The 22,162-nt window shown below is 57.7% G+C and carries 18 protein-coding genes; 10 read left to right on the top strand and 8 right to left on the bottom strand.

The genetic code is table 11. The features are described 5' to 3' along the window. From accB to msrP, 4 genes are all read right to left on the bottom strand, one after another. Complete coding sequence (gene accB / locus VSX58_RS07600) at nucleotides 1-471, bottom strand: acetyl-CoA carboxylase biotin carboxyl carrier protein (RefSeq protein WP_327614660.1); 471 nt, start codon at nucleotides 469-471, stop codon at nucleotides 1-3. A 24-nt stretch (nucleotides 472-495) separates the two neighbouring features. After that, nucleotides 496-948 (bottom strand): type II 3-dehydroquinate dehydratase, encoded by a 453-nt coding sequence (gene aroQ / locus VSX58_RS07605; RefSeq protein WP_327614659.1) that lies wholly within the window; start codon nucleotides 946-948, stop codon nucleotides 496-498. Between the two features lie 231 nt (nucleotides 949-1,179). Then, nucleotides 1,180-1,779 carry a protein-methionine-sulfoxide reductase heme-binding subunit MsrQ gene (gene msrQ / locus VSX58_RS07610; protein WP_327617564.1) on the bottom strand — a complete coding sequence of 200 codons (600 nt, stop codon included), beginning with the start codon at nucleotides 1,777-1,779 and terminating at the stop codon, nucleotides 1,180-1,182. 26 nt (nucleotides 1,780-1,805) lie between these two features. Next, nucleotides 1,806-2,807 carry a protein-methionine-sulfoxide reductase catalytic subunit MsrP gene (gene msrP / locus VSX58_RS07615; RefSeq protein ID WP_327617565.1) on the bottom strand — a complete coding sequence of 334 codons (1,002 nt, stop codon included), beginning with the start codon at nucleotides 2,805-2,807 and terminating at the stop codon, nucleotides 1,806-1,808. Between the two features lie 243 nt (nucleotides 2,808-3,050). Here msrP and csrD point away from each other — a divergent pair, with 243 nt between their 5' ends. The 9 genes from csrD (at nucleotide 3,051) to VSX58_RS07660 (ending at nucleotide 18,082) form a co-directional block, all read left to right on the top strand. Further along, on the top strand, nucleotides 3,051-4,988 hold the full coding sequence (csrD, locus tag VSX58_RS07620) for an RNase E specificity factor CsrD (protein ID WP_327617566.1): 1,938 nt from the start codon (nucleotides 3,051-3,053) through the stop codon (nucleotides 4,986-4,988). Nucleotides 4,989-5,305: 317 nt separating this feature from the next. Then, the gene (gene mreB / locus VSX58_RS07625) at nucleotides 5,306-6,349 is read left to right on the top strand and encodes a rod shape-determining protein MreB (protein WP_009114770.1); all 1,044 of its coding nucleotides are present in this window, start codon (nucleotides 5,306-5,308) and stop codon (nucleotides 6,347-6,349) included. Between the two features lie 316 nt (nucleotides 6,350-6,665). Further along, nucleotides 6,666-7,643 (top strand): rod shape-determining protein MreC, encoded by a 978-nt coding sequence (mreC, locus tag VSX58_RS07630; RefSeq protein WP_327617567.1) that lies wholly within the window; start codon nucleotides 6,666-6,668, stop codon nucleotides 7,641-7,643. Further along, nucleotides 7,640-8,128 carry a rod shape-determining protein MreD gene (gene mreD, locus VSX58_RS07635; RefSeq protein ID WP_327614654.1) on the top strand — a complete coding sequence of 163 codons (489 nt, stop codon included), beginning with the start codon at nucleotides 7,640-7,642 and terminating at the stop codon, nucleotides 8,126-8,128. The genes mreC and mreD overlap by 4 nt, the downstream gene beginning before the upstream one ends. An 8-nt stretch (nucleotides 8,129-8,136) precedes the next feature. Next, complete coding sequence (locus VSX58_RS07640; RefSeq protein WP_327617569.1) at nucleotides 8,137-8,730, top strand: Maf family protein; 594 nt, start codon at nucleotides 8,137-8,139, stop codon at nucleotides 8,728-8,730. After that, a complete protein-coding gene (gene rng, locus VSX58_RS07645; protein ID WP_327614652.1) occupies nucleotides 8,720-10,189 on the top strand; it encodes a ribonuclease G in 1,470 nt (489 codons plus the stop codon). Before VSX58_RS07640 ends, rng begins: the two co-directional genes overlap by 11 nt. A 223-nt stretch (nucleotides 10,190-10,412) precedes the next feature. Next, on the top strand, nucleotides 10,413-14,237 hold the full coding sequence (gene yhdP, locus VSX58_RS07650; protein ID WP_327617570.1) for an AsmA2 domain-containing protein YhdP: 3,825 nt from the start codon (nucleotides 10,413-10,415) through the stop codon (nucleotides 14,235-14,237). Between the two features lie 66 nt (nucleotides 14,238-14,303). Beyond that, the gene (gene tldD, locus VSX58_RS07655) at nucleotides 14,304-15,749 is read left to right on the top strand and encodes a metalloprotease TldD (RefSeq protein WP_327617571.1); all 1,446 of its coding nucleotides are present in this window, start codon (nucleotides 14,304-14,306) and stop codon (nucleotides 15,747-15,749) included. Nucleotides 15,750-16,483: 734 nt separating this feature from the next. Next, nucleotides 16,484-18,082: a methyl-accepting chemotaxis protein gene (locus tag VSX58_RS07660; protein ID WP_327617572.1), complete on the top strand. Its 1,599-nt coding sequence runs from the start codon at nucleotides 16,484-16,486 to the stop codon at nucleotides 18,080-18,082. A 95-nt stretch (nucleotides 18,083-18,177) separates the two neighbouring features. Here VSX58_RS07660 and yjgA read toward each other — a convergent pair whose 3' ends face one another. Further along, the gene (yjgA, locus tag VSX58_RS07665) at nucleotides 18,178-18,726 is read right to left on the bottom strand and encodes a ribosome biogenesis factor YjgA (protein ID WP_327617573.1); all 549 of its coding nucleotides are present in this window, start codon (nucleotides 18,724-18,726) and stop codon (nucleotides 18,178-18,180) included. Nucleotides 18,727-19,065: 339 nt separating this feature from the next. Here yjgA and pmbA point away from each other — a divergent pair, with 339 nt between their 5' ends. Then, complete coding sequence (gene pmbA, locus VSX58_RS07670) at nucleotides 19,066-20,406, top strand: metalloprotease PmbA (RefSeq protein ID WP_327617574.1); 1,341 nt, start codon at nucleotides 19,066-19,068, stop codon at nucleotides 20,404-20,406. 55 nt (nucleotides 20,407-20,461) lie between these two features. Here the strand turns inward: pmbA and rnk are convergent, their stop codons facing one another. From rnk to rapZ, 3 genes are all read right to left on the bottom strand, one after another. Then, the gene (gene rnk, locus VSX58_RS07675) at nucleotides 20,462-20,872 is read right to left on the bottom strand and encodes a nucleoside diphosphate kinase regulator (RefSeq protein WP_327617575.1); all 411 of its coding nucleotides are present in this window, start codon (nucleotides 20,870-20,872) and stop codon (nucleotides 20,462-20,464) included. Nucleotides 20,873-21,034: 162 nt separating this feature from the next. Next, a complete protein-coding gene (npr, locus tag VSX58_RS07680) occupies nucleotides 21,035-21,307 on the bottom strand; it encodes a PTS phosphocarrier protein NPr (protein WP_327617576.1) in 273 nt (90 codons plus the stop codon). A 2-nt stretch (nucleotides 21,308-21,309) separates the two neighbouring features. After that, nucleotides 21,310-22,161, bottom strand: coding sequence for an RNase adapter RapZ (rapZ, locus tag VSX58_RS07685; RefSeq protein WP_327617577.1), 852 nt, complete (start codon nucleotides 22,159-22,161; stop codon nucleotides 21,310-21,312). Nucleotide 22,162: the final 1 nt, after the last annotated feature.

Raw genomic sequence — 22,162 nt, forward strand, 5'->3', positions numbered from 1 at the left:
TTATTCGATGACAACCAGCGGCTCGTCAAATTCAACCGGTTGACCGTTGTCGAGCAGAATCGCTTTGACGACGCCCGCTTTGTCAGCTTCGATTTGGTTCATCATTTTCATGGCTTCGACGATGCATAGCGTGTCGCCGACATTGACCTGCTGGCCCACTTCGATAAATGCTTTCGCATCGGGACTCGGGGTACGATAGAAAGTGCCGACCATTGGCGAACGGACGATGTGTCCGCTGATGGCGGCCGGCGCCGCTGCGGTTTCGGCTACGGCGGGCGCAGGGGCGACGGCGGCGGCCAACGCGGGCTGCGGTTGCATCGCCGGCGCATAGGCCTGCTGCATCATCGGGTAGCTCGGCGCCGCCGGGGCGCGACTGATACGTACTGATTCTTCGCCTTCGGAAATTTCCAGTTCGGCGATGCCGGACTCTTCAACCAGTTCGATCAGTTTTTTGATTTTACGAATATCCATTGATGTGGTTCCGTACTCTTTTGTTTAATTGGAGGTAGACAGGCGTTTTACCGCCGTCTGTAAAGCATAGTTATAACCATCCGCCCCAAGGCCGCAAATCACCCCTACCGCGACATCGGAGAGATAGGAGTGCTGCCGAAAAGGCTCACGCGCATGCACGTTGGACAGATGAATTTCGATAAACGGGATGGCGACCGCCAGTAAAGCGTCGCGCAGCGCGACGCTGGTATGGGTGAATGCCGCCGGATTAATTAAAATAAAATCCGTGTTTCCTCTGGCCTGATGAATTCTGTCGATCAGCTCATGCTCCGCATTGGATTGCAGATGAGAACACCGCACGCCCAACGCCTGCGCCTGTGTTTCCAGATTGCTAACAATCTCCGCCAACGTTGTCGTGCCGTATTTATCCGGCTCACGGACGCCCAGCAGATTCAGGTTCGGGCCATTCAAGAGCAAAATGTGAAATTTTTCCGCCATTGTGCTGCGATCTCCCGCGATTAACCCAGATTGAAAAAACAGTGTCGCACAAAATAGCGCGAAGCCATTCGTTTGTCACCTTTCGCGATGTAAATTGTCCGCCGCTGGGAAACAAGGCCGGGCATTATAACCATTTCGTCGCAATTAGCAGCTAATTACTGCGCTTATCTGCGGAGATATTCAACCGGCGTCCGGTTCGGGCCCGTTATCGCCGGCCGCGGAGGGGGAAGTCTATCGCCGCCACCGACGGAATTTCTCATAACGTAATAGTAACAATAGCAGCGCCAGCAGCGCATAGAGAAGCGGCTGGGGCGAGAGCGTTTTGACCGACCAAAGATAGTGGATCGGCGCCAGAATTGCGACCAGATAGACGAGGTTATGCAGTTTCTGCCAGCGGGATCCCAACTTACGCATCACCATCCGGGGAGATGTCAGCGCCAGCGCCAATAGAATCAGCCAACTGATGATCCCAAGGGTTAAATAGGGGCGGGAAAGCAGCTCTTCGCCCAATAAACGCAGGTGGCTCCACCCCAGTTCCAGCAGCGCGTAGCTCGCCAGGTGCAGCGTTCCCCAGGCGAAACACCACAGACCGAGCGGGCGCCGGCAGCGCATCAGCAGCGGCTGTTTGCCGTAGCGCGCCAGCGGCGCGATGAACAGCGTGGCGAGCAGCAGTTTCAACGTCATCCGGCCGGTGAAATGCTGAATATCTTTCGCCGGATCGGCGCTGAGCCAGCCCTGTTCGACCGCCAGCACCAGCCACGGCAGCGGTAAAAAAGCCGCCAGATGAAGCGCGATCTTCAGCCATGTCAGGCTTTGCTGCGTCAGCCGCATACGGCGGTTATCCCGGTCGTCGTCAATCAGAAATTCTCCCGTAGGTTCAGGCCGCGATACAGCGAAGCGACCCGATCGGCGTAACCATTGAACAGCAGGGTCGGCTGTCGCCGCACGTCCAGGATACCGCCGGGGCCGATGACCCGCTCCGTCGCCTGCGACCAGCGGGGGTGGTCCACGTGCGGGTTTACGTTGGCGTAAAAACCGTATTCGTCGGGCGCCGCGAGATTCCAGGTGGACGGCGGACGATCGCGGGTAAAGCGGATGCGCACAATGGATTTGATGTTTTTAAAGCCGTATTTCCACGGCGCGATCAGCCTGATCGGCGCGCCGTTTTGCGGCGGCAGCGTTTTGCCGTATACGCCGACGGCCAGAAGCGAAAGGGGGTTCATCGCTTCATCAAGCCGCAGCCCTTCCACATAAGGGTAGTCGAGCCCGCCGCCCTGGAAGGCGTTCTTCTGTCCCGGCATTTGCTCGGGATCGTAGAGCGTCTGGAAGGCGATATAGCGGGCATTGCCGCTGGGTTCGGCAAATTTGATCAGCTTCGCCAGCTCAAACCCGACCCAGGGCACGACCATCGACCAGGCTTCCACGCAGCGCAGGCGATAGATTCTCTCTTCCAGCGGGAAGCGTTTAAGCAGGTCGTCGATATCCAGCGTGAGGGGCTTGGCGACCTCCCCCTCGATGCGGATTTGCCATTCCTGGGTTTTCAGCCCGCCGGCATTGGCTTGCGGATCGGCCTTATCCATGCCGAACTCATAAAAATTATTGTATCCCGTCACCTTATTCTCCGGCGTGAGCGGCGCCTTAAGCCGCCACATCTCCGGCTGGGTAAAGGATAGTGGCCTGCCCGGCGGCGCGGCGGGACGATCGCCGCCGCTAAGCCAGGCGAGCAGATCCGCCTGCGCCGGCGTCGGCAGCGACAGGGCGGCGGCGGTGACGCCCAGCGCTTTTAACAGGCTGCGGCGCTGGTGGAAAACGGCTTCCGGCGTGACGTCGGCCTCCGTCAATTTGCGGTTTTTCTGCATGGGGATACCGCCTGCTGGATAAGTGAGAGCCTGCGCTTTACTTAATGTATAGATGAGCTGAGGCGGAAACCGCCAACGGTTAGGGAAAATAGTTTTTTGCAGGGTGTAACAGGCGAATCCGTAAGGCGTAACGATAAAAAGGCGCGCGATCGTATGGCGACTCTAGTTGGAACAGGTAGTATACGGGGTGATAACAGGCAATAAATCTTCAGCAACGACACTTATCGGGAGCCGAACGCAGGGATGGGATTTACCACCAGATTCACCATACGCATGACGCTGTTGGCGGTGTTAACCGTGGTTTTGATCTTTTTCAGCAGCGTATTCAGCCTCTTTTATTATAGCCAGCAGCGCTCGGCTCAGCAGTTGAACGAGGTCGCGGCCAGCATCGATCAGGCGCTTTTGGTGCAGTCACCTGAAAATATCCGCTACTGGCTGCCGGCGATGATGAAAACCGCCGGCATCGTGGCGCTGGAGATCCGTCATGCCGACGCCGTGCTGTATTCGGTACGCCTGCCGGAGGCGGATGATGAGCGCGCCCCCGTGTACCATGACGCCCGGCTGCCTTTGATGCATCATTTGGACATGGCGATCGGCGCCACCTACGCCGCCCCCTTGATCGGCGTGTCGCACTTCCTGATGTCTACGTCGTCGGTGTCGCTGGCCATCTGTCTGCTGGCGCTGATGCTGTACCTGTTTATTCGCTGGCTACGCCATGAAACCGCCGGGCAGGAAGAGCTTGAGGCGCGGGCCAAACGCATTCTGAACGGCGAACGCGAGTCCGTGATGCAGGGATCCGCGCGCGAATGGCCGGTGAACGCCAGCGGCGCCATCGACCAACTGCTGGTCGATCTGATCGAAGCGCGGGAGGCGCGCAGCCGGGTTGATACCCTGATTCGGGCCTTTGCGGCTCAGGATGCGGAAACCGGCCTCAACAATCGCCTGTTTTTTGATAACCAATTGACGACGCAGCTGGAAGATATTGAAAACGTCGGCACCCACGGCATTGTGATGATGATTCGTCTGCCTGATTTTGAAACCCTGCAGGAGACGCACGGCTACGGCGGCGAAATCCAGGAATACAGCTTTACCATGGTGAATTTGCTCTCGACGTTCGTGATGCGCTATCCGTCCGCGCTGTTGGCCCGTTATTTCAACAGCGATTTCGCGGTGCTATTGCCGCACTGTACGCTGAAGGAAGCGGATAATATTGCGGCGCAGTTGGTAAAGGCCATTGATATATTGCCGACCACGCCGCTAATCGATCGCGAGGATATTCTGCATATCGGTATTTGCGCCTACCGTAGCGGACAGAGTCCCGAACAGGTGATGGAAAGCGTGGAAGACGCCACGCGCAACGCGGTGATGCAGGGCGGCAACGGCTGGTCCGTTTTCGACCGGCAGGTGCCGGACAAGGGCCGCGGCAGCGTGAAATGGCGTACGCTGCTGGAACAGACCCTGGCCCGCGGCGGTCCCAGGCTCTATCAAAAACCGGCGGTTACCCGGGAGGGCGTGGTGCATCACCGTGAAATGATGAGCCGCATCTACGACGGCAGGCAGGAGTTGCTGGCGGCGGAATTTATGCCGCCGGTGCGGCAGTTGGGGCTGACGGCGAGCTACGATCGGCAGATGGTTTCCCGGATTATCGCGCTGTCGGCCGGTTGGCCGGGCGAGACCCTGGCTATTCCGGTTAGTGTGGACTCACTTTTGCAAAAGACGTTTCTAAGCTGGCTGCAGGAAACCTTGATGCAATGTCCGAAAAAACAGCGGCAATGCATTTTATTTGAACTTGCGGAGGCGGACGTCTGTCAATATATCGGCCGTTTACGTCCGGCGCTGAATTTGATCCTGGCTTTTGGCTGCCGTCTGGCGGTTAATCAGGCGGGGTTGACGCTGGTAAGCACCACTTATATTAAGCTATTGCCGGTGGAAATGATTAAGCTGCATCCCGGCTTGGTGCGCAGCCTGGAAAAACGCCCTGAAAATCAGCTGTTTGTACAAAGCCTGACCGAGGCTTGCAAAGGCACCCGAACCAAAGTTTTCGCCGCCGGCGTACGCACTAAAGCGGAATGGCGGACGCTATTGGATAAAGGGGTTTACGGCGGGCAGGGCGATTTTTTTTCCGCTTCGCGACCGGTAAGCGATGAGCTGAAAAAATATTCACCGCACTATCGTGTTTAGTGTAAAAGTCCAGCGCGAATTGACGTAGAATGAGTCGTCCGCTGATTAAGTTAGTGTGTGCTCACATTAACGGCAATCCGGTTAAATGTCAGATTTTATGTCCTGTGTTAGTGCGATTTCGCCAGGCGGAAAGTGGTAATCTGCCTTGCTATTTAAAGAAGGGCGTTTCAGGCTGTACTCCTTTCTGCAACCGATATGCGCAACACAGACTTTTTTCACCGAAGCAGAGCGTTGTCGTGCCTTGTCGCTGCTTTGTGTGGTTGGTAAAGTAGGCGAATTTATTTTTCGCCCCCAGCTTGCAGGATTATCCTTTAGTTATGTTTAAGAAATTTCGTGGCATGTTTTCCAACGACTTGTCCATCGACCTGGGTACCGCCAATACCCTGATTTATGTTAAAGGGCAGGGCATCGTACTGAATGAACCCTCGGTGGTCGCTATTCGTCAGGACCGCGCCGGGTCGCCGAAAAGCGTGGCCGCCGTCGGCCATGACGCTAAACAGATGCTGGGCCGTACGCCGGGCAATATCGCCGCTATTCGTCCGATGAAGGACGGGGTTATCGCCGACTTTTTCGTCACCGAAAAAATGTTGCAGCACTTCATCAAACAGGTACACAGCAATAGCTTTATGCGCCCCAGTCCGCGCGTGCTGGTCTGCGTGCCGGTCGGCGCCACCCAGGTGGAGCGCCGCGCCATTCGCGAGTCCGCGCAAGGAGCCGGGGCGCGTGAAGTGTTCCTGATTGAAGAGCCGATGGCCGCCGCGATTGGCGCGGGTCTGCCGGTTTCGGAAGCGACCGGCTCCATGGTGGTGGATATCGGCGGCGGCACCACCGAAGTCGCGGTGATTTCCCTGAACGGCGTGGTGTACTCCTCTTCCGTGCGCATCGGCGGCGACCGCTTTGATGAAGCGATTATCAACTATGTCCGCCGCAACTACGGCTCGCTGATCGGTGAAGCGACGGCCGAGCGCATCAAGCATGAAATCGGCTCGGCCTATCCGGGCGACGAAGTGCTGGAAATCGAAGTGCGCGGACGCAATCTGGCGGAAGGCGTGCCGCGCGGTTTTAACCTGAACTCCAATGAAATTCTGGAAGCGTTGCAGGAGCCGCTGACGGGGATCGTCAGCGCGGTGATGGTGGCGTTGGAACAGTGCCCGCCGGAGCTGGCCTCCGATATTTCCGAACGCGGAATGGTATTGACCGGCGGCGGCGCGCTGCTGCGCAACCTGGACCGTTTGCTGATGGAGGAGACGGGCATTCCCGTGGTGGTGGCGGAAGATCCGTTAACCTGCGTGGCTCGCGGGGGCGGTAAAGCGCTGGAAATGATCGACATGCATGGCGGCGACTTGTTCAGCGAAGAGTAACCCGGCCAGGGGAAAGGGGCGCCAATGGATGAATGGGGACATCTTTCATCCCGCTCGGCCGCCCCTTTTTTTATGACGGGCTGTCCCTGCCCGTCACCCTTCGGGCCGTCGCTGCGCGACGTTGAAAACCGCTCCGGGCGATTTTTTATGACGGGCTGTCCCTGCCCGTCACCCTTCGGGCCGTCGCTGCACGACGTTGAAAAACGTTCCCGACGTTTTTTATGACGGGTTTTGCGCCTGTCCCCGTGGGCCAATATGGCGCAACGATTGAAAATCGCTCCGGGCGTTTTTATGTTGTCGAGGAATACGCAATTTTATGAAGCCGATTTTTAGCAGGGGGCCTTCCCTGCAACTCCGACTTTTCCTTGCTGTCGTTACCGCGATTTTTGTGATCATTGCCGACAGTCGGCTTGGCGCATTCGTTCACATCAGAGCCTATATGGATACCGCGGTCAGCCCTTTCTATTTTCTGGCCAATGGTCCGCGCCAGGTGCTGGATAATATGTCGGAATCCTTGGCCACGCGTGAACAGCTGGGGGTGGAAAACGCCGCCTTGCGTCAGGAACTGCTGATGAAAAACAGCGATTTGCTGTTGCTGGGACAACTCAAACACGAAAATGCCCGGTTACGTGAACTGCTGGGGTCGCCGCTGCGTCAGGATGAGCAAAAAATCGTGACGCAGGTACTTTCCGCCGGCACCGATCCTTATAGCGATCAGGTGGTTATCGATAAAGGCCGGGTAAACGGCGTGTATGAAGGCCAGCCGGCGATCAGCGACAAGGGCGTCGTGGGTCAGGTGGTGGCCGTCGGGCAGTTTACCAGCCGGATTTTGCTGATTTGCGATGTTTCCCACGCGCTGCCGATTCAGGTGCTGCGCAACGATATCCGCGTGATCGCCGCCGGCAATGGCTGTACCGACGATCTGCAATTGGAGCACCTGCCGAACAACACCGATATTCGCGTCGGCGATGTGCTGGTGACCTCCGGGCTGGGCGGGCGTTTCCCTGAAGGCTATCCCGTTGCGGTGGTTTCATCGGTGAAAATCGATACTCAGCGCGCCTATACCGTGATTCAGGCGCGCCCGACCGCCGGTTTGCAGCGGCTGCGCTATCTGCTGCTGCTGTGGGGAGGAGAAAAGAATTCGGGCGCCGCGCTGCCGCCGGCCGAGGTTCACCGGGTGGCGAACGAGCGGCTGATGCAGATGATGCCTCAGGTGCTGCCCTCTCCGGATGAGATGGGGCCGCCGCCGCCCGCCGCCGACTCTGTCGTTACGCCGCCGGGAGAACGTCAATGAATCGCTACCGACGACACGGCAACTGGATTATCTGGCTCTCGTTTCTTATCGCGATGCTGTTGCAGATTATGCCGTGGCCCGAACAGATCTATATGTACCGCCCTTCGTGGCTGACGCTGTTTCTGATTTACTGGGTGATGGCGCTACCGCACCGGGTGAACGTGGGAACCGGATTTGTGCTCGGGATGATTATGGATCTGATCTTAGGATCGACCCTGGGCGTGCGGGCGCTGGCTTTAAGCATTGTCGCTTACCTGGTTTCGTTTAAATTCCAGCTGTTTCGGAATATGGCATTATGGCAGCAGGCATTGATCGTCATGCTGCTTTCGTTATTGATGGATTTGATTGTGTTTTGGGCCGAGTTTTTGGTGATTAACATCGCCTTCCGGCCGGAAACTTTCTGGAATAGCGTGGTCGACGGCGTACTCTGGCCCTGGCTGTTCCTGCTGATGCGCAAAATCCGTCGTCAGTTTACCGTGCAATAAGGCTACCCATGACCCAACTCTATCTGGCATCTTCTTCTCCCCGTCGGCGCGAGCTGCTGGCGCTGCTCGACATTCCTTTTGCGCATCTGAGCGTGGCGGTGGAAGAGCGACGTTTGCCGAATGAGGCGGCGGAAACCTATGTGCGCCGACTGGCGCATGAAAAAGCGGCGGCCGGCGTCGCGGCCGCGCCGTTGGATTTGCCGGTGCTGGGCGCCGATACTATTGTGGTTTTGAACGGGCAGGTGCTGGAAAAACCGCGCACTGAGGCCCATGCTGAACAGATGTTGACGCAGCTTTCCGGCCAACGGCACCAGGTGATGACCGCCGTGGCGCTGGCCGATAAACAGGATATTTTAAGTAGTCTGGTTATTACCGATGTCGTCTTTCGCACGCTTTCCCGTCAGGATATCGTCCATTATATCGCCGGCGGCGAGCCGATGGATAAGGCCGGGGCTTATGGCATTCAGGGAAAAGGCGGATGCTTTGTCAAATCCATCAAGGGAAGCTACCACGCGGTGGTAGGATTGCCTTTGGTGGAAACCAATGAGTTATTTAGTAATTTTGCTGCGTTGCGGATTGCGAGAGGAAAACATGACTGCTGAGTTACTGGTAAACGTCACGCCGTCGGAGACGCGGGTCGCCTATATCGACGGCGGTATTTTGCAGGAGATCCATATTGAGCGCGAATCCAAACGCGGCATCGTCGGTAATATCTATAAAGGCCGAGTAAGCCGGGTATTGCCGGGTATGCAGGCGGCCTTTGTCGATATCGGGCTGGATAAAGCCGCCTTCCTGCACGCGTCCGACATTATGCCGCATACGGAGTGCGTCGCCGGCGACGAGCAGAAGAACTTTCATGTGCGCGATATCGCCGAGCTGGTTCGCCAGGGACAGGACCTGATGGTCCAGGTGGTTAAGGATCCGCTGGGCACCAAAGGCGCCCGGCTGACGACCGATATCACGCTGCCGTCGCGCTATCTGGTTTTTATGCCAGGCTCTTCGCACGTCGGCGTTTCGCAGCGCATTGAGAGCGAAGCCGAGCGCGAGCGCTTGAAAAAAACGGTCGCGGACTATTGCGACGAACAGGGCGGTTTTATAATCCGCACCGCCGCCGAAGGGATCGGCGAGGAGGAGCTCTCTCAGGATGCGGCGTTTTTAAAACGCCTGTGGAGCAAGGTCATGGAGCGAAAAAAACGTAACCAGACCAAGTATAAACTCTATGGCGAAGTGGCGCTGGCGCAGCGCGTCCTGCGCGATTTCGCCGGCGAGGCGCTGGATCGCATCCGCGTGGACTCCAAGCTGACCTACGATTCGCTGCTGGAATTTACCGCCGAATATATTCCGGAAATGACCAATAAGCTGGAGCACTACGCCGGCAGGCAACCCATCTTCGATCTGTTTGACGTGGAAAATGAAATTCAGCGGGCGCTGGAAAGAAAGGTGGAATTGAAATCGGGCGGCTATCTGATTATCGATCAGACTGAGGCTATGACCACTATCGATATCAATACCGGGGCGTTCGTCGGCCACCGCAATCTGGACGAGACCATTTTCAACACCAATATCGAAGCGACGCAGGCGATAGCGCGCCAGCTGCGCCTGCGCAACCTCGGCGGCATCATCATCATCGATTTCATCGATATGAACAACGAAGATCACCGCCGCCGCGTGCTGCACTCCCTGGAACAGGCGTTAAGTAAAGATCGGGTAAAAACCAGTATTAATGGTTTCTCTCAACTAGGATTAGTGGAGATGACGCGTAAGCGAACCCGTGAGAGTATAGAGCACGTATTATGCAACGAATGCCCGACTTGCCAGGGGCGCGGCAGGGTGAAAACCGTTGAAAGCGTCTGTTACGAGATTATGCGCGAAATCGTTCGCGTTCATCATGCTTACGATACCGATCGCTTCCTGGTCTATGCGTCGCCGGCGGTGGGGGAAGCGCTGAAAAGCGAAGAGTCGCACGCGCTGGCCGAGGTGGAAATTTTCGTGGGCAAACAGGTGAAAGTGCAGGTTGAGCCTCTGTATAGCCAGGAACAGTTCGACGTGGTTATGATGTAGATAGGCCGTGATGCAATCAACCTGCGCTTCAATCAGCCGCGGCGTGCTTTTTCAGGCACGTGCGGACAGCGTAACTCCCCCTTATGACATTAAGCCCGGAGTTAGGGAAAGCGCGGCGATAAGGCTTCAGCCGGGAGGTCTTGCGCCATGCTTATCCTCTTGGCGCAAGACCCAGTGAAAACGGCCTTCGCTCGTCGCCGGCGATAAAAACAAGGAGCATTATGTGAGGCGACTGCCCGGAATATTATTAGCGACGGGCGCCACTCTTATCGTGATTGTCGCGCTGTTAGTCAGCGGTTTAAGATTGGCGCTGCCGCAGCTTGAGCGTTTCCGGCCCCAACTGGTGGCGTGGGTCCAGTCTGTCTCCGGGGTGCCGCTGGAGATCGGGGCGCTTAACGGACGCTGGGAGTCTTTCGGCCCTACGCTGGAAATCGAACGGCTTCAGGCCGCTCTGCCGGAGTCCGACTGGCGGGTTGAGCGGATTACCCTGGCGCTGGATGTTTGGCAATCTTTACTGCACGGGCGCTGGCAGTTCCGCGATCTGACTTTCCATCAGCTGCGGCTTAATCTGAATACCACGCTTACCGGGCGACGCCAGGATGGCGATCTAATGGCGTCCGGCAGGCTGGGCGATCTTTTCCTGCGCCAGTTCGACCACTTCGATCTGCGCGACAGCCATATCACGTTTCTTACGCCGTCCGGCTCCCACGCCGAATTCAGCATTCCCCAATTAACCTGGCTGAACGCCGACCAGCGCCACCGCGCCGAGGGGCTGATCAGCCTGTCGAGTTTTAACGGTCAGCACGGCGTGGTTCAGATGCGAATGGATCTGGACGATGCGCAGGGGCGGCTCAATAACGGCACCCTCTATCTGCAGGCCGACAATATCGACATGAAACCCTGGCTGAGCCGCTGGATGAAGAGTAATACCGGGCTGGAGAGCGCGGATTTCAGCCTGTCGGCCTGGCTTAACGTCAGCGGGGGCGATATCCAGGGCGCGGACGTGTTTCTGAATCAGGGCGCCGCCAGCTGGGGCGAGGGAGAACAGCGCCACCGCCTGAGCGTGGACGATATGGTTCTGCACGTCGGCCGCCAGGATAACGGCTGGCGATTGGCGGTACCGGCGCTGAACCTGGCCACCGACGGCGTTGCCTGGCCGCGCGGCCGGCTTTCCGCGCTCTGGCTGCCGGAGAAGGACTCCTCGCCGGGAACGGACAGCCAGGGCGAGTTGCGTATCCGGGCCGGCAATCTGGATTTGACGCGCCTGGGAAGCCTGCTGCCGCTGTTATCCACCGCCACCCCCACGCTGAAAGCGCGCTGGGATGCCATGCAGCCCAAAGGCGCGCTTGACGCTCTGGCGCTGGATATTCCGCTGAAGCAGGCGGAAAAAACCCGTTTTCAGGCGCGGTGGCGCGATGTGAGTTGGCAGGCGTGGCAGCATCTGCCGGGCGTGGAGCGCTTTTCGGGTTCCGCGAGCGGCAGCGCCGAGCGCGGGCGGCTGGCGCTGAGATTGGCAAACAGTTCGTTACCCAATAACGGCATGTTCCGGGCGCCGCTGGAAATCAATCAGGCCAGCGCGGACCTTGACTGGCGCTACGACGGTCAGGGCTGGGAGCTTTGGAGCCATGGGCTTGACGTTCAGGCCAAATCGCTATGGGTAAACGGCGATTTCCACTATCGGCAGCCCGCGGCCGGCGAGCCCAGACTGGATATTCTCGCCGGTCTGCGTTTGACGGATGCCGCCGATGCCTGGCGTTATTACCCGGAGCCCTTTATGGGCGCGCATCTTGTCGACTATCTGAGCGGCGCGCTGAAGGGCGGATATGTGGACAACGGCACGCTGATCTTCGCCGGCAACCCGCGGCATTTCCCTTTTATCGACAACGAAGGGCAGTTTGAGGTTTGGGCGCCGGTTAAAAATTCCACCTTTGCGTTTCAGCCGGGATGGCCGGCGCTGACGCCGTTGGACATCAATCTCGATTTCGCCAATAACGGCCTATGGATGTCGGCGCCGCACACCTCGCTGGGGGCGGTGGATGGCAGGAATATCAGCGCGGTCATTGCCGATTACCAGCAAGAGCGTTTACGGGTCGACGGCGAGCTGGCGGGCGAAGGCGCGGATATCGGCGATTACTTCCAGCAGACGCCGCTGAAACCGTCGCTGGGGGCCGCGCTTGAGGAACTGAAAATCGGCGGCCCGGTACAGGGGACGCTGCATCTCGATATCCCGCTGGCGGGAGGGTTGGTGCAGGCCAGCGGCAATATCGCGCTGAACGACAGCAGCCTTTACATCAAACCGCTGTCAACCACGATAAAAAACCTGACCGGCCGTTTCCGTTACGACAACGGCAATCTGCGCAGCGAAACGCTGCGGGCCAACTGGCTGAATCAGCCAATGACGGTGGACTTCACCACCGAAGAACAGGAGAAGGCGTTTGTGGTTAACGTCGGCCTTCAGGGCGAGTGGCGGCCCGCGCTTTTTCCGGGATTGCCGAAGCCGGCGGCGGATAACCTCTCCGGCAGCGCGGATTGGAAAAGCACGGTCTCCGTAACATTGCCGCATAGCGGCAAGGCGGCTTACAGCGTCGATGTTCTGGCGTCTCTGGACAAAGTGAGCAGTCGCTTACCCGATCCGCTGGGCAAATCGTCCGGTGAAAAACTTCCCCTACAGGTGAAGGTGAACGGCGGGCTGAGCGGTTTTGAACTGCACGGCTCGCTGGGTAAAGATCATGCGTTTAACAGTCAGTGGCTGCTGCAAGGCAACACGGTGACGCTGGCGCGGGCCGCCTGGCGCAAAGGCGCCAAAGCGCCGCCTCTGCCGGCGGAATCGGCTCTGGTGCTCGATCTGCCGCCGCTGGACGGCGAGCGCTGGCTTGGGTTGCTGCCCTCCGCGCGTTCGTCCGTGAAGAGCGATGCGTCGGCCGGCCGCTTGCTGTTTCCCGCCGAGGTGACGCTGCGGACGCCGTCGCTGAATCTGCTGGGGCAGCGGTGGCACGATCTGTCGGTGACCAGTAAAACCACCCTGGGTAGCGGGAACGCGCTGCAGGTTAAGGGGCGTGAAGTCGACGCCTCCCTTGATATTCCCGGGCGCGGGATGTGGCGCAGCGATATTCGCTATCTCTACTACAACCCGCAGTGGAAGGGCGATGAGGCGACTAACCCGATCGCGCTGGCTGAGAACAAATCGCCGCTGAACGAGCAAGGCATCCGCTTCGATAATTGGCCGGCATTACAGATAAATTGCCGCCAGTGTTGGTTCATCGGGCAGAATTTCGGGCAGGTGCAGGGCACTTTGCTGCCGGAAAAAGGGAAATTGACCCTGAGCGATGGCGTCATTGATACGGGGAAAGCGCGTCTGACGGTGAGCGGCAGCTGGCAGGAAAACGCCGAAGGGGCGCGCACCGCGCTGAAGGGGAGCGTATCGGGCGATAGCCTGCTGCAAAACGCCGAATGGTTTGGCATTGATACGCCGCTGCATGCCGGATCTTTCAATGTCGATTACGACCTGTATTGGCGCGGCACGCCTTGGGCGCCCGATATCGCCAGCCTGAGCGGCATACTGCATACGCGGATAGGTAAGGGAGAAATCGCCGACGTCGGCGCCGGGCAGGCCGGCCAACTGCTGCGGCTGGTCAGTTTTGACGCCCTGATGCGCAAGCTTAAGCTTGATTTCAGCGATACCTTCGGCCGCGGCTTTTACTTCGACTCCATCCGCAGCACGGCGTGGATTAAAGACGGGGTTCTGCACACCGACGATATGCTGGTGGATGGGCTGGAAGCGGATATCGCCATGAAGGGGGATATCGATTTGGCGAACCGTCAGATCGATATGGAGGCGGTCATCGCACCGGAAATCTCTGCGACCGTGGGGGTCGCGACGGCATTTGTCGTCAACCCGGTGGTGGGCGCCGCCGTGTTCGCCGCCAGTAAGGTGCTGGCTCCGCTATGGAATAAAATTTCGCTGATCCGCTACCAAATTTCCGGTAGCCTTGATCAGCCGAAGATTCAGGAAGTGCTGCGTGAAGCGAGCCACAATAAGGCCAAGTAGCCTTGGCCGAGCGCTGAAGTATGCGCGCTTCACCCACCCGATTTCATTTAATAAAGAGTGAAAAATATGAGCCTGTCTTTTGTCAGTGAGCAATTACTCACCGCCAACAATTTGCGTATTCAAGACCTCTCTTCCGTGCTGGACGCGTTAAACGAACGTCGTCTGGATTATGCCGATCTCTATTTTCAGTCTAGCCATCATGAATCCTGGGTGCTGGAAGACCGTATTATCAAGGACGGCTCCTACAATATCGATCGGGGGGTGGGGATCCGCGCCGTCAGCGGCGAAAAAACGGGCTTTGCCTATGCCGATCAGATCACGCTGAACGCGCTGCGCCAGAGCGCGCAGGCGGCGCGCAGCATCGTGCGTGAGCAGGGCAATGGCGCGGTGCATACGCTGGGCGAAGTTTCCCACCGTACGCTGTACTCCCCGCTCAATCCGCTGGATAGCCTGAGCCGCGAAGATAAAATCGCCCTGTTGCAGCGTGCGGACGCCGTGGCTCGCGCCGCCGACGCCAGAGTGCAGGAGGTGACCGCCAGCCTGACCGGCGTGTATGAATTGGTGCTGGTCGCCGCCACCGACGGCACGCTGGCGGCCGATGTCCGCCCGCTGGTGCGCCTATCCATCAGCGTGCTGGTGGAGGCGGACGGTAAGCGTGAGCGCGGGTCCAGCGGCGGCGGCGCGCGTAGCGGCTATGACTATTTCTGGGAAGCCGCGGAAGGCGAAGCGCGCGTGGATGCCTGGGCGAAGGAAGCCGTGCGTATGGCGTTGGTCAATCTGTCGGCGATTGCGGCGCCGGCGGGCTCCATGCCGGTGGTGCTGGGCGCGGGCTGGCCGGGCGTGCTGCTGCATGAAGCGGTGGGACACGGCCTGGAAGGCGATTTTAACCGGCGCGGAACGTCGGTCTTCAGCGGTCAGATGGGCCAACGGGTGGCGTCCGAGCTATGCACGGTGGTTGACGATGGTACGCTGGATCATCGCCGCGGCTCGCTGGCGATGGATGACGAAGGGGTGCCGGGACAGTATAACGTGCTGATCGAGAACGGGATCTTGAAAGGGTATATGCAGGATAAGCTGAACGCCCGCCTGATGGGCGTCGCCCCGACGGGGAACGGCCGCCGCGAATCCTATGCGCATCTGCCGATGCCGCGTATGACCAATACCTATATGCTGGATGGAAAATCGACGCCGGAAGAGATTATTGCCAGCGTTGATTACGGCCTGTACGCGCCGAATTTCGGCGGCGGCCAGGTGGATATTACCTCCGGCAAGTTCGTCTTTTCCACATCGGAGGCCTATCTGATTGAGAAAGGCCGGATTACCAGCCCGGTGAAAGGCGCGACGCTTATCGGCTCCGGCATCGAGGCGATGCAGCAGATTTCGATGGTGGGCAACGATCTGGCGCTGGATAAAGGCGTGGGCGTCTGCGGTAAAGAGGGGCAGAGCCTGCCGGTAGGGGTGGGGCAGCCGACGCTGAAATTGGATAACCTTACCGTGGGCGGCACGGCGTAGCCCGCCGGGCGATAGACAAAAACGGCGGTCGCTACAGGCCGCCGCAAGCGGCGTTCAAATCTGCTCCCGGCAGATTTGTCGCTCACCCCGGTCACTTGACTTCAGTAAGTTCCTGGGGATTAATGAGAGACATCCTGTCTCTCACCGCAGGCCAGCTTTTGGCTGGTCAAATTCGTTCCTGACGAGTTTGTCGCAGCAATGCCGCGTTATTCGGCCTAATGGCCTCATCCCTTCGGGGTCAGCGCAAGCGCTGTTCAAAAACGCTTTGGCGTTTTTGTCCTGCAACTCGAATTATTTAGAGTATATATTCCCCCGGAAATGAATATTCTTTCATTATCGCCTGGTAAATATTCATATTTTTGCCGAACTATCGTTCTCTCTTATTTTTCCTGCGCGCTGATTTAGCGTAATTAATTAAAATTAATATAGTAAAATCAGTTGGTTGTGTGATTTTTCATTCTCCCCCGACTGAGCTTTTTTTCGCCTGTTTTCGTAATGTGAATTATTCGTTTTTTGACGCAATATTTAAATGAGAATTAAACCGTTTTACGATGGAATTATCACAATGCTCAATAACGGTATGCCAACATTAATTGCTATAAAATAAATAATATTTGAGGTTATTGCCTTATTTTTTCTTTGTTGATGGATGATTATTTTAAATAAATCGCCGGTAATAAAGATTCGTCAAACCGGGACGATAGTGACCGTTGCGAATATTTTTGGAGGTGGAGATGTTTAAGAAAATAAAAATAAGTCTGGGGCTGACGATAATTATCGGGTTGTTCAGCCTGTCGCTTATCTGCGTCAGCGTTTTTAGTATCAGCGCGCTGACGAAAAGTAAAGATGCTTTATATACCATAGACCGGATTGAAGGGGATCAGCTTAATCCGCTCTACGCGCTCTATTCCGATCTATTAAGCGGAAGAATCGTTCTTTATAACATGGCCATGGCCAGAGAAGATGGAAAAAGCGTCAATGGCATGGAGAGCAAAGCGGACGGCTACTTCAGTTCCGCGCATAAAAATATGGAGACGCTGCGCGGTATTGTTCCGGTGACGGAACGCGGGCGGCAGTTGCGTCTTAATATCGAGCAGGCCTACGACAACTATATAAAAGACGGCATTACCCCCGCCAGGCAAGCGCTGGACGCGGGGAATCTGGATCTTTTTTATGAGTTGATAACCACCACGGTTTCGAAAAAAGGCGAAGCGCTGCAAAAAAGCATCGCCGAGTTCTCCTCTTTTGCCAGCGCGCTCGGCGATCGGGAAATCGAGCATTCGGCGGCTTCCTATAAAATCAACGTCGGGGTGGTGGTCGCCGCCATTATTTTATCGATTATTTTGATTTTCTTGTCCAAAGCCTTGGTGAGCGCGATTATTTTCACGCCGATCAATGAGGCTAAGCATATCTTCGGCCTGATCGCTAAAGGCGACCTGTCGCTCGATATTCCGCATCAGCCGAAAACGGAAATGGGGGGACTGTTGACCTCGCTGGAGGATATGAAGCAGTCGCTGAAGGTTATCGTTTCCGACGTCAGGGCCTCTTCCGAAGTTATCTCCGTCGGCACCCGCCAGATCTCCGCCGGCAACCAGGATCTGTCGTCACGCACGGAAGAGCAGGCGTCATCGATTGAGCAAACGGCCGCCAGCATGGAGGAGCTGACCTCGTCGGTGAAACAGAATACCGAAAATACCCGCCTGGTCACCGGAATGACGGAGAACATGACCGGATTGGCGCAAAAGAACGGCGAGAACATTACCAACATTGTTAACCGGATGCAGGATATCTCCGCAAGTTCGGAGAAGATCTCCAGCATTATCGGCGTCATCGATTCTATCGCTTTCCAAACCAATATATTGGCGCTGAACGCCGCGGTGGAGGCGGCCCGGGCCGGCGAGGCAGGAAAAGGTTTTGCGGTGGTGGCTTCCGAAGTGCGCAATCTGGCGCAGCGCAGCGCTACGTCGGCGAAAGAAATCAAAGAGTTGATTGAAGATACCGGCAGTAAAATACAGCAGGGCTCCGCGCTGGCGGCCGTCTCCGGGAAAGAGATGGAAAACCTGCTGGCGGAAGTGGGTAAAGTGAAGGAGCTGGTTTCCGGTATTTCATTAGCCTCGGAAGAACAGAGCCAGGGGATTGAGCAGGTCAATGTCGCGGTAACGCAGCTGGAACAGGTGGCGCAGCAAAATGCGGCGCTGGTTGAAGAGGCTTCGTCCGCCACTCAATCTCTGGCCGATCAGGCGGATTTGCTGGAAGCGTCAATGCGCGTATTCACCTTATCAGGCAGGAGCGACGAGGCCGGTGCCGCCAGACCGCTTATCACGCAAGGATAAGGCGTCGGCCGGCGCGGTTATGACGCGCGAGGCGGCTGTTCGTCATTGAGGCGGAGAACCGCCCGCTACCTACGGCCCGCCGCTTTTCACTTTCGCTATTCGTTGGTTTCCGCCAGCTCACGCAGGTATTGGAAAATCTGGCGCAGGGATTTTGGCGGCTTATTGGCGGCTTTCTCCTTCTGAGCGTTGCGTATCAACGAGCGCAACTGCTGGCGATCCGCATGGGGATAGAGCGCCAGAACTTCGGGGATCGCGTCGTCGCCCTCGGCCATCAGGCGATCGCGCAGCTGTTCCAGTTTGTGGAAAAGCACCACCTGCTGATTATGGCGGTTTCTCAGCTTATCCAGCGCGGTTTGAATCGGCTCCGGATCGCGAGCGCGCAGCATCTTGCCGATAAGCTGTAACTGGCGGCGGCGGCCCTCTTTCTTGATGCGCTGCGCCAGTTCGATCGCCGCGCGCAAATCGTCATCCAGCGGGATGCGTTCCAGCGCGTTTTTACCCAGCTCGACCAGCTCCGCGCCGAGATCTTTCAGCGCTTCGGCATCGCGTTTTATCTCGCTTTTGCTGACCCAGATAATTTCATCATCGTCATCTTCATTATTGTCCGGGACTTCATCAAGCCAGTCTTCGGGTTTCTTGCTCATGGTGGGATCCTTAGGAAGACGGGCAAGGCGCCCATCATAGAAAATAAGCCGATCCTAACAGGTTTGAGCTTTATGCGAAATTGTTCGCGCATTCCGCCTGGGCATCCAACGCGCCGTGACCGCTTTACCGCCTCCCGGGCCATAAACTCGTCGGGGGGAATCGGCCGATGGCGGGTTGGGATGCGGGATGGCGGGGTTGGGATGACGGATAACCATTTTGTCGGCACCCTGATCGGTATGAAAGTATCACTGATGCCGAGAGGCGGCGAAAGGCGCGCTTCCCCGGAGATTCTGTTAGACTCAGCGACATGGTGTTTTCTTACGCATTATGGCAGGACGATGACGATAATCTCTCAGGTTGCACAACAGCGTAAAGCGCTGGAACAGGCGGTTGCTCAGGCTTTGGAACTGGCGCGGGCGGGGTCGGACGCGGCGGAAGTCGCGGTGTCGAAAACGACGGGAATCGGCGTTAGCACCCGCTATGGCGAAGTTGAAAACGTTGAATTTAACAGCGACGGCGCGCTGGGCATTACGGTGTATCGCCAGCAGCGCAAAGGCAGCGCGTCATCCACCGATCTTAGTCCGGAAGCGATAGCCCGCACCGTACAGGCCGCGCTGGATATCGCCCGCTATACTTCCGCCGATCCGTGCGCCGGACCGGCGGATAAAGATCTGCTGGCCTTCGATGCGCCGGATCTGGATCTGTTTCATCCGTCGGATCTGGACGCGGAGCGCGGCATTGAGCTGGCGGCCCGCGCCGAGCAGGCGGCGCTGCAGGCCGATAAGCGCATCATCAATACCGAAGGCGGCAGTTTTAACAGCCATTATGGCATCAAGGTTTTTGGCAATAGCCACGGTATGCTGCAGAGCTATTGCTCCAGCCGCCACTCCATGTCCAGCTGCGTGATCGCCGAAGTGAACGGCGAGATGGAGCGCGATTATGCTTATACCATCGGCCGCTCGCTGGATGAGTTGCGTTCGCCGGAATGGGTGGGAGAAGAGTGCGCGCGCCGCACCCTGTCGCGGTTGTCCCCGCGCAAGCTGCCGACCATGCGGGCTCCCGTCCTTTTCTCCGCCGAAGTGGCTACCGGACTGTTCGGCCATCTGGTCGGCGCCATCAGCGGCGGCAGCGTATATCGTAAATCCACTTTCCTGTTGGACCAACTGGGCCGGCAGATTCTGCCGGAATGGCTGACGATTGAAGAGCTGCCGCATCTGCGCAAAGGACTGGCTTCCACGCCGTTTGACAGCGAAGGCGTGCGCACGCAGGCGCGTGAAATCGTCAAAGACGGCGTGCTGCAAACCTGGCTGCTGACGAGTTACTCCGCGCGTAAGCTGGGGATGCGCACCACCGGCCACGCCGGCGGCATCCATAACTGGCGCATTGCCGGGCAGGGGCTGGATTTCAACGGACTGCTCAAGCAGATGGGCAAGGGCCTGCTGGTGACCGAGCTAATGGGGCAGGGAGTAAGCGGCGTGACGGGGGATTACTCCCGCGGCGCCTCCGGTTTCTGGGTCGAAAACGGCGAAATTCAGTATCCGGTCAGCGAGATTACCATCGCCGGCAACCTGAAAGAGATGTTGCGCAATATTGTGACGGCGGGCAACGATATCGAAACCCGCAGCAATATCCAGTGCGGTTCCGTGCTGCTGCCCGAGATGAAGATCGCCGGGGAATAGGGCGTCGCCGCGGGCCGCCGTTCGCCAGCCTTTTCCGGCGCGCCCTTCCGCCGGCTTAGCGGTGGTACTCGCCCGCGGCTTCAGGCTGATAAAGCAGTTCCAGCACGTCGATGCGCGTTTCTTCGCCGTTTGGCAGCCGCCAGGCGATGGCGTTGCCGACGTGCATGCCCAGCAGCGCCGCGCCTAGCGGCGCCATTACCGACAGCTGGGAGTGACTGTCCTGCGCCGAAGCCGGATAAACCAGCGTGCGGACGTGCTCTTCGTTGGTGTTGAGATCGCGGAAACGCACCCGACTGTTCATGGTTACGACATCGGAGGGGATCGCCCGCGGAGGCAGTATCTCCGCCCGATCCAGCTCCTCGTTCAACGCCTGCGCGATATCGCTGTCCGCAAAAGCGGGCTGCTCCAATAACATATCCAGACGTTCCGCATCCAGTTCGCTGATTGTCAGGTTAGGTTTCGTCATACTCCTCTCCAGTTGATGTTTTCAGATGATATAAAAGCAACCCCCCGCGGGTGAGCGCGGGGGGCGTAAGAAAATAGGGTTTACCGGGATAGTAGGGGGTTCGTGAGGGAAAGGGAAGCGATCGCCGTCACGAATGCAGGCGGATAGCCTGCTAATCAATGGCTAATCTTCGTCGAATCCGGCCTCGAACAGCCCGATGACGGCGGCAAGCGCCTGCGTTTCATCCGGCCCGGTCGCTTCCACTTCGATGACGCAGCCTTTGGCCGAGTCGAGCATCAGCATGGCGATGACGCTGCTGGCTTCCGCTTCGGTGCCGCTGCCATTGCGCAATATCACTTCGGCATCAAAGCGTTGCACCAGTTCAAACAGCTGCATGGCGGGACGGGCGTGCATACCCAGCCTGTTTTTTATTTCAACGGATTGTCTAACGGTCATGATTATTTGCGTTTTTCCAGCGTGCGGTGGCGGGACTGTACATTCTTGCCGCGGGAGCGGAAATAATCAGCCAGCTGTTCCGCGACATAAACGGAACGGTGTTTACCGCCGGTACAGCCAATGGCGACGGTCAGATAGCTGCGGTTGTTGGTTTCCAGCATCGGCAGCCACAGCTCCAGATAGCTGCGGGTCTGATAGATGAAGTTATGCACTTCGGTATGCCGATCGAGGAACGCGGCGACGGGCTTATCCAGACCGGTCATCGGGCGCAGTTTCGGATCCCAGTGCGGGTTCGGCAGGAAACGCACGTCAAACACATAGTCGGCGTCGATGGGAATGCCGTGTTTGTAGCCGAAAGATTCAAAAACCATCGTCAGTTCGCGTTCGCGTTTGCCAAGCAGACGGGCGCGCAGCATTTCCGCCAGCTCATGTACCGACATCTCCGAGGTATCGATGATCAGATCGGCGCGCGAACGCAGGGGCTCCAGCAGATCGTTTTCTTCGTCGATGGCGCTTTCCAGCGAGAGGTTTTTGCTGGACAGAGGGTGTAAACGGCGGGTATCGCTGTAGCGGCGGATCAGCGTATTGCGGTCGGCGTCCAGAAATAGCAGCTGCGGCGAGAAACTTTGCGGCAGCTGCGCCATCGCGTGTTCGAAGATTTCCGGCGATTCCGGCATATTGCGCACGTCGATGCTGACCGCCGCGGAGATATTCCGGGCCGACAGCGTACTGGCCAGCTCCGGCAGCAGAACCACGGGAAGGTTATCCACGCAGTAGAACCCCATATCCTCCAGCGCGCGCAGGGCCACGGATTTTCCTGAGCCTGAGCGACCGCTGACGATCATCAGCACCATC

It is taken from the genome of Brenneria populi (assembly GCF_036016195.1).
In the GTDB taxonomy this organism is placed as follows: domain Bacteria; phylum Pseudomonadota; class Gammaproteobacteria; order Enterobacterales; family Enterobacteriaceae; genus Brenneria; species Brenneria populi.

Bases quoted from the DNA above. Each gene is read 5' to 3' on its own strand.
- accB (WP_327614660.1), bottom strand. From the start codon at position 471: ATGGATATTCGTAAAATCAAAAAACTGATCGAACTGGTTGAAGAGTCC.
- aroQ (WP_327614659.1), bottom strand. From the start codon at position 948: ATGGCGGAAAAATTTCACATTTTGCTCTTGAATGGCCCGAACCTGAAT.
- msrQ (WP_327617564.1), bottom strand. From the start codon at position 1,779: ATGCGGCTGACGCAGCAAAGCCTGACATGGCTGAAGATCGCGCTTCAT.
- msrP (WP_327617565.1), bottom strand. From the start codon at position 2,807: ATGCAGAAAAACCGCAAATTGACGGAGGCCGACGTCACGCCGGAAGCC.
- csrD (WP_327617566.1), top strand. From the start codon at position 3,051: ATGGGATTTACCACCAGATTCACCATACGCATGACGCTGTTGGCGGTG.
- mreB (WP_009114770.1), top strand. From the start codon at position 5,306: ATGTTTAAGAAATTTCGTGGCATGTTTTCCAACGACTTGTCCATCGAC.
- mreC (WP_327617567.1), top strand. From the start codon at position 6,666: ATGAAGCCGATTTTTAGCAGGGGGCCTTCCCTGCAACTCCGACTTTTC.
- mreD (WP_327614654.1), top strand. From the start codon at position 7,640: ATGAATCGCTACCGACGACACGGCAACTGGATTATCTGGCTCTCGTTT.
- VSX58_RS07640 (WP_327617569.1), top strand. From the start codon at position 8,137: ATGACCCAACTCTATCTGGCATCTTCTTCTCCCCGTCGGCGCGAGCTG.
- rng (WP_327614652.1), top strand. From the start codon at position 8,720: ATGACTGCTGAGTTACTGGTAAACGTCACGCCGTCGGAGACGCGGGTC.
- tldD (WP_327617571.1), top strand. From the start codon at position 14,304: ATGAGCCTGTCTTTTGTCAGTGAGCAATTACTCACCGCCAACAATTTG.
- VSX58_RS07660 (WP_327617572.1), top strand. From the start codon at position 16,484: ATGTTTAAGAAAATAAAAATAAGTCTGGGGCTGACGATAATTATCGGG.
- yjgA (WP_327617573.1), bottom strand. From the start codon at position 18,726: ATGAGCAAGAAACCCGAAGACTGGCTTGATGAAGTCCCGGACAATAAT.
- pmbA (WP_327617574.1), top strand. From the start codon at position 19,066: ATGACGATAATCTCTCAGGTTGCACAACAGCGTAAAGCGCTGGAACAG.
- rnk (WP_327617575.1), bottom strand. From the start codon at position 20,872: ATGACGAAACCTAACCTGACAATCAGCGAACTGGATGCGGAACGTCTG.
- npr (WP_327617576.1), bottom strand. From the start codon at position 21,307: ATGACCGTTAGACAATCCGTTGAAATAAAAAACAGGCTGGGTATGCAC.
- rapZ (WP_327617577.1), bottom strand. From the start codon at position 22,161: ATGGTGCTGATGATCGTCAGCGGTCGCTCAGGCTCAGGAAAATCCGTG.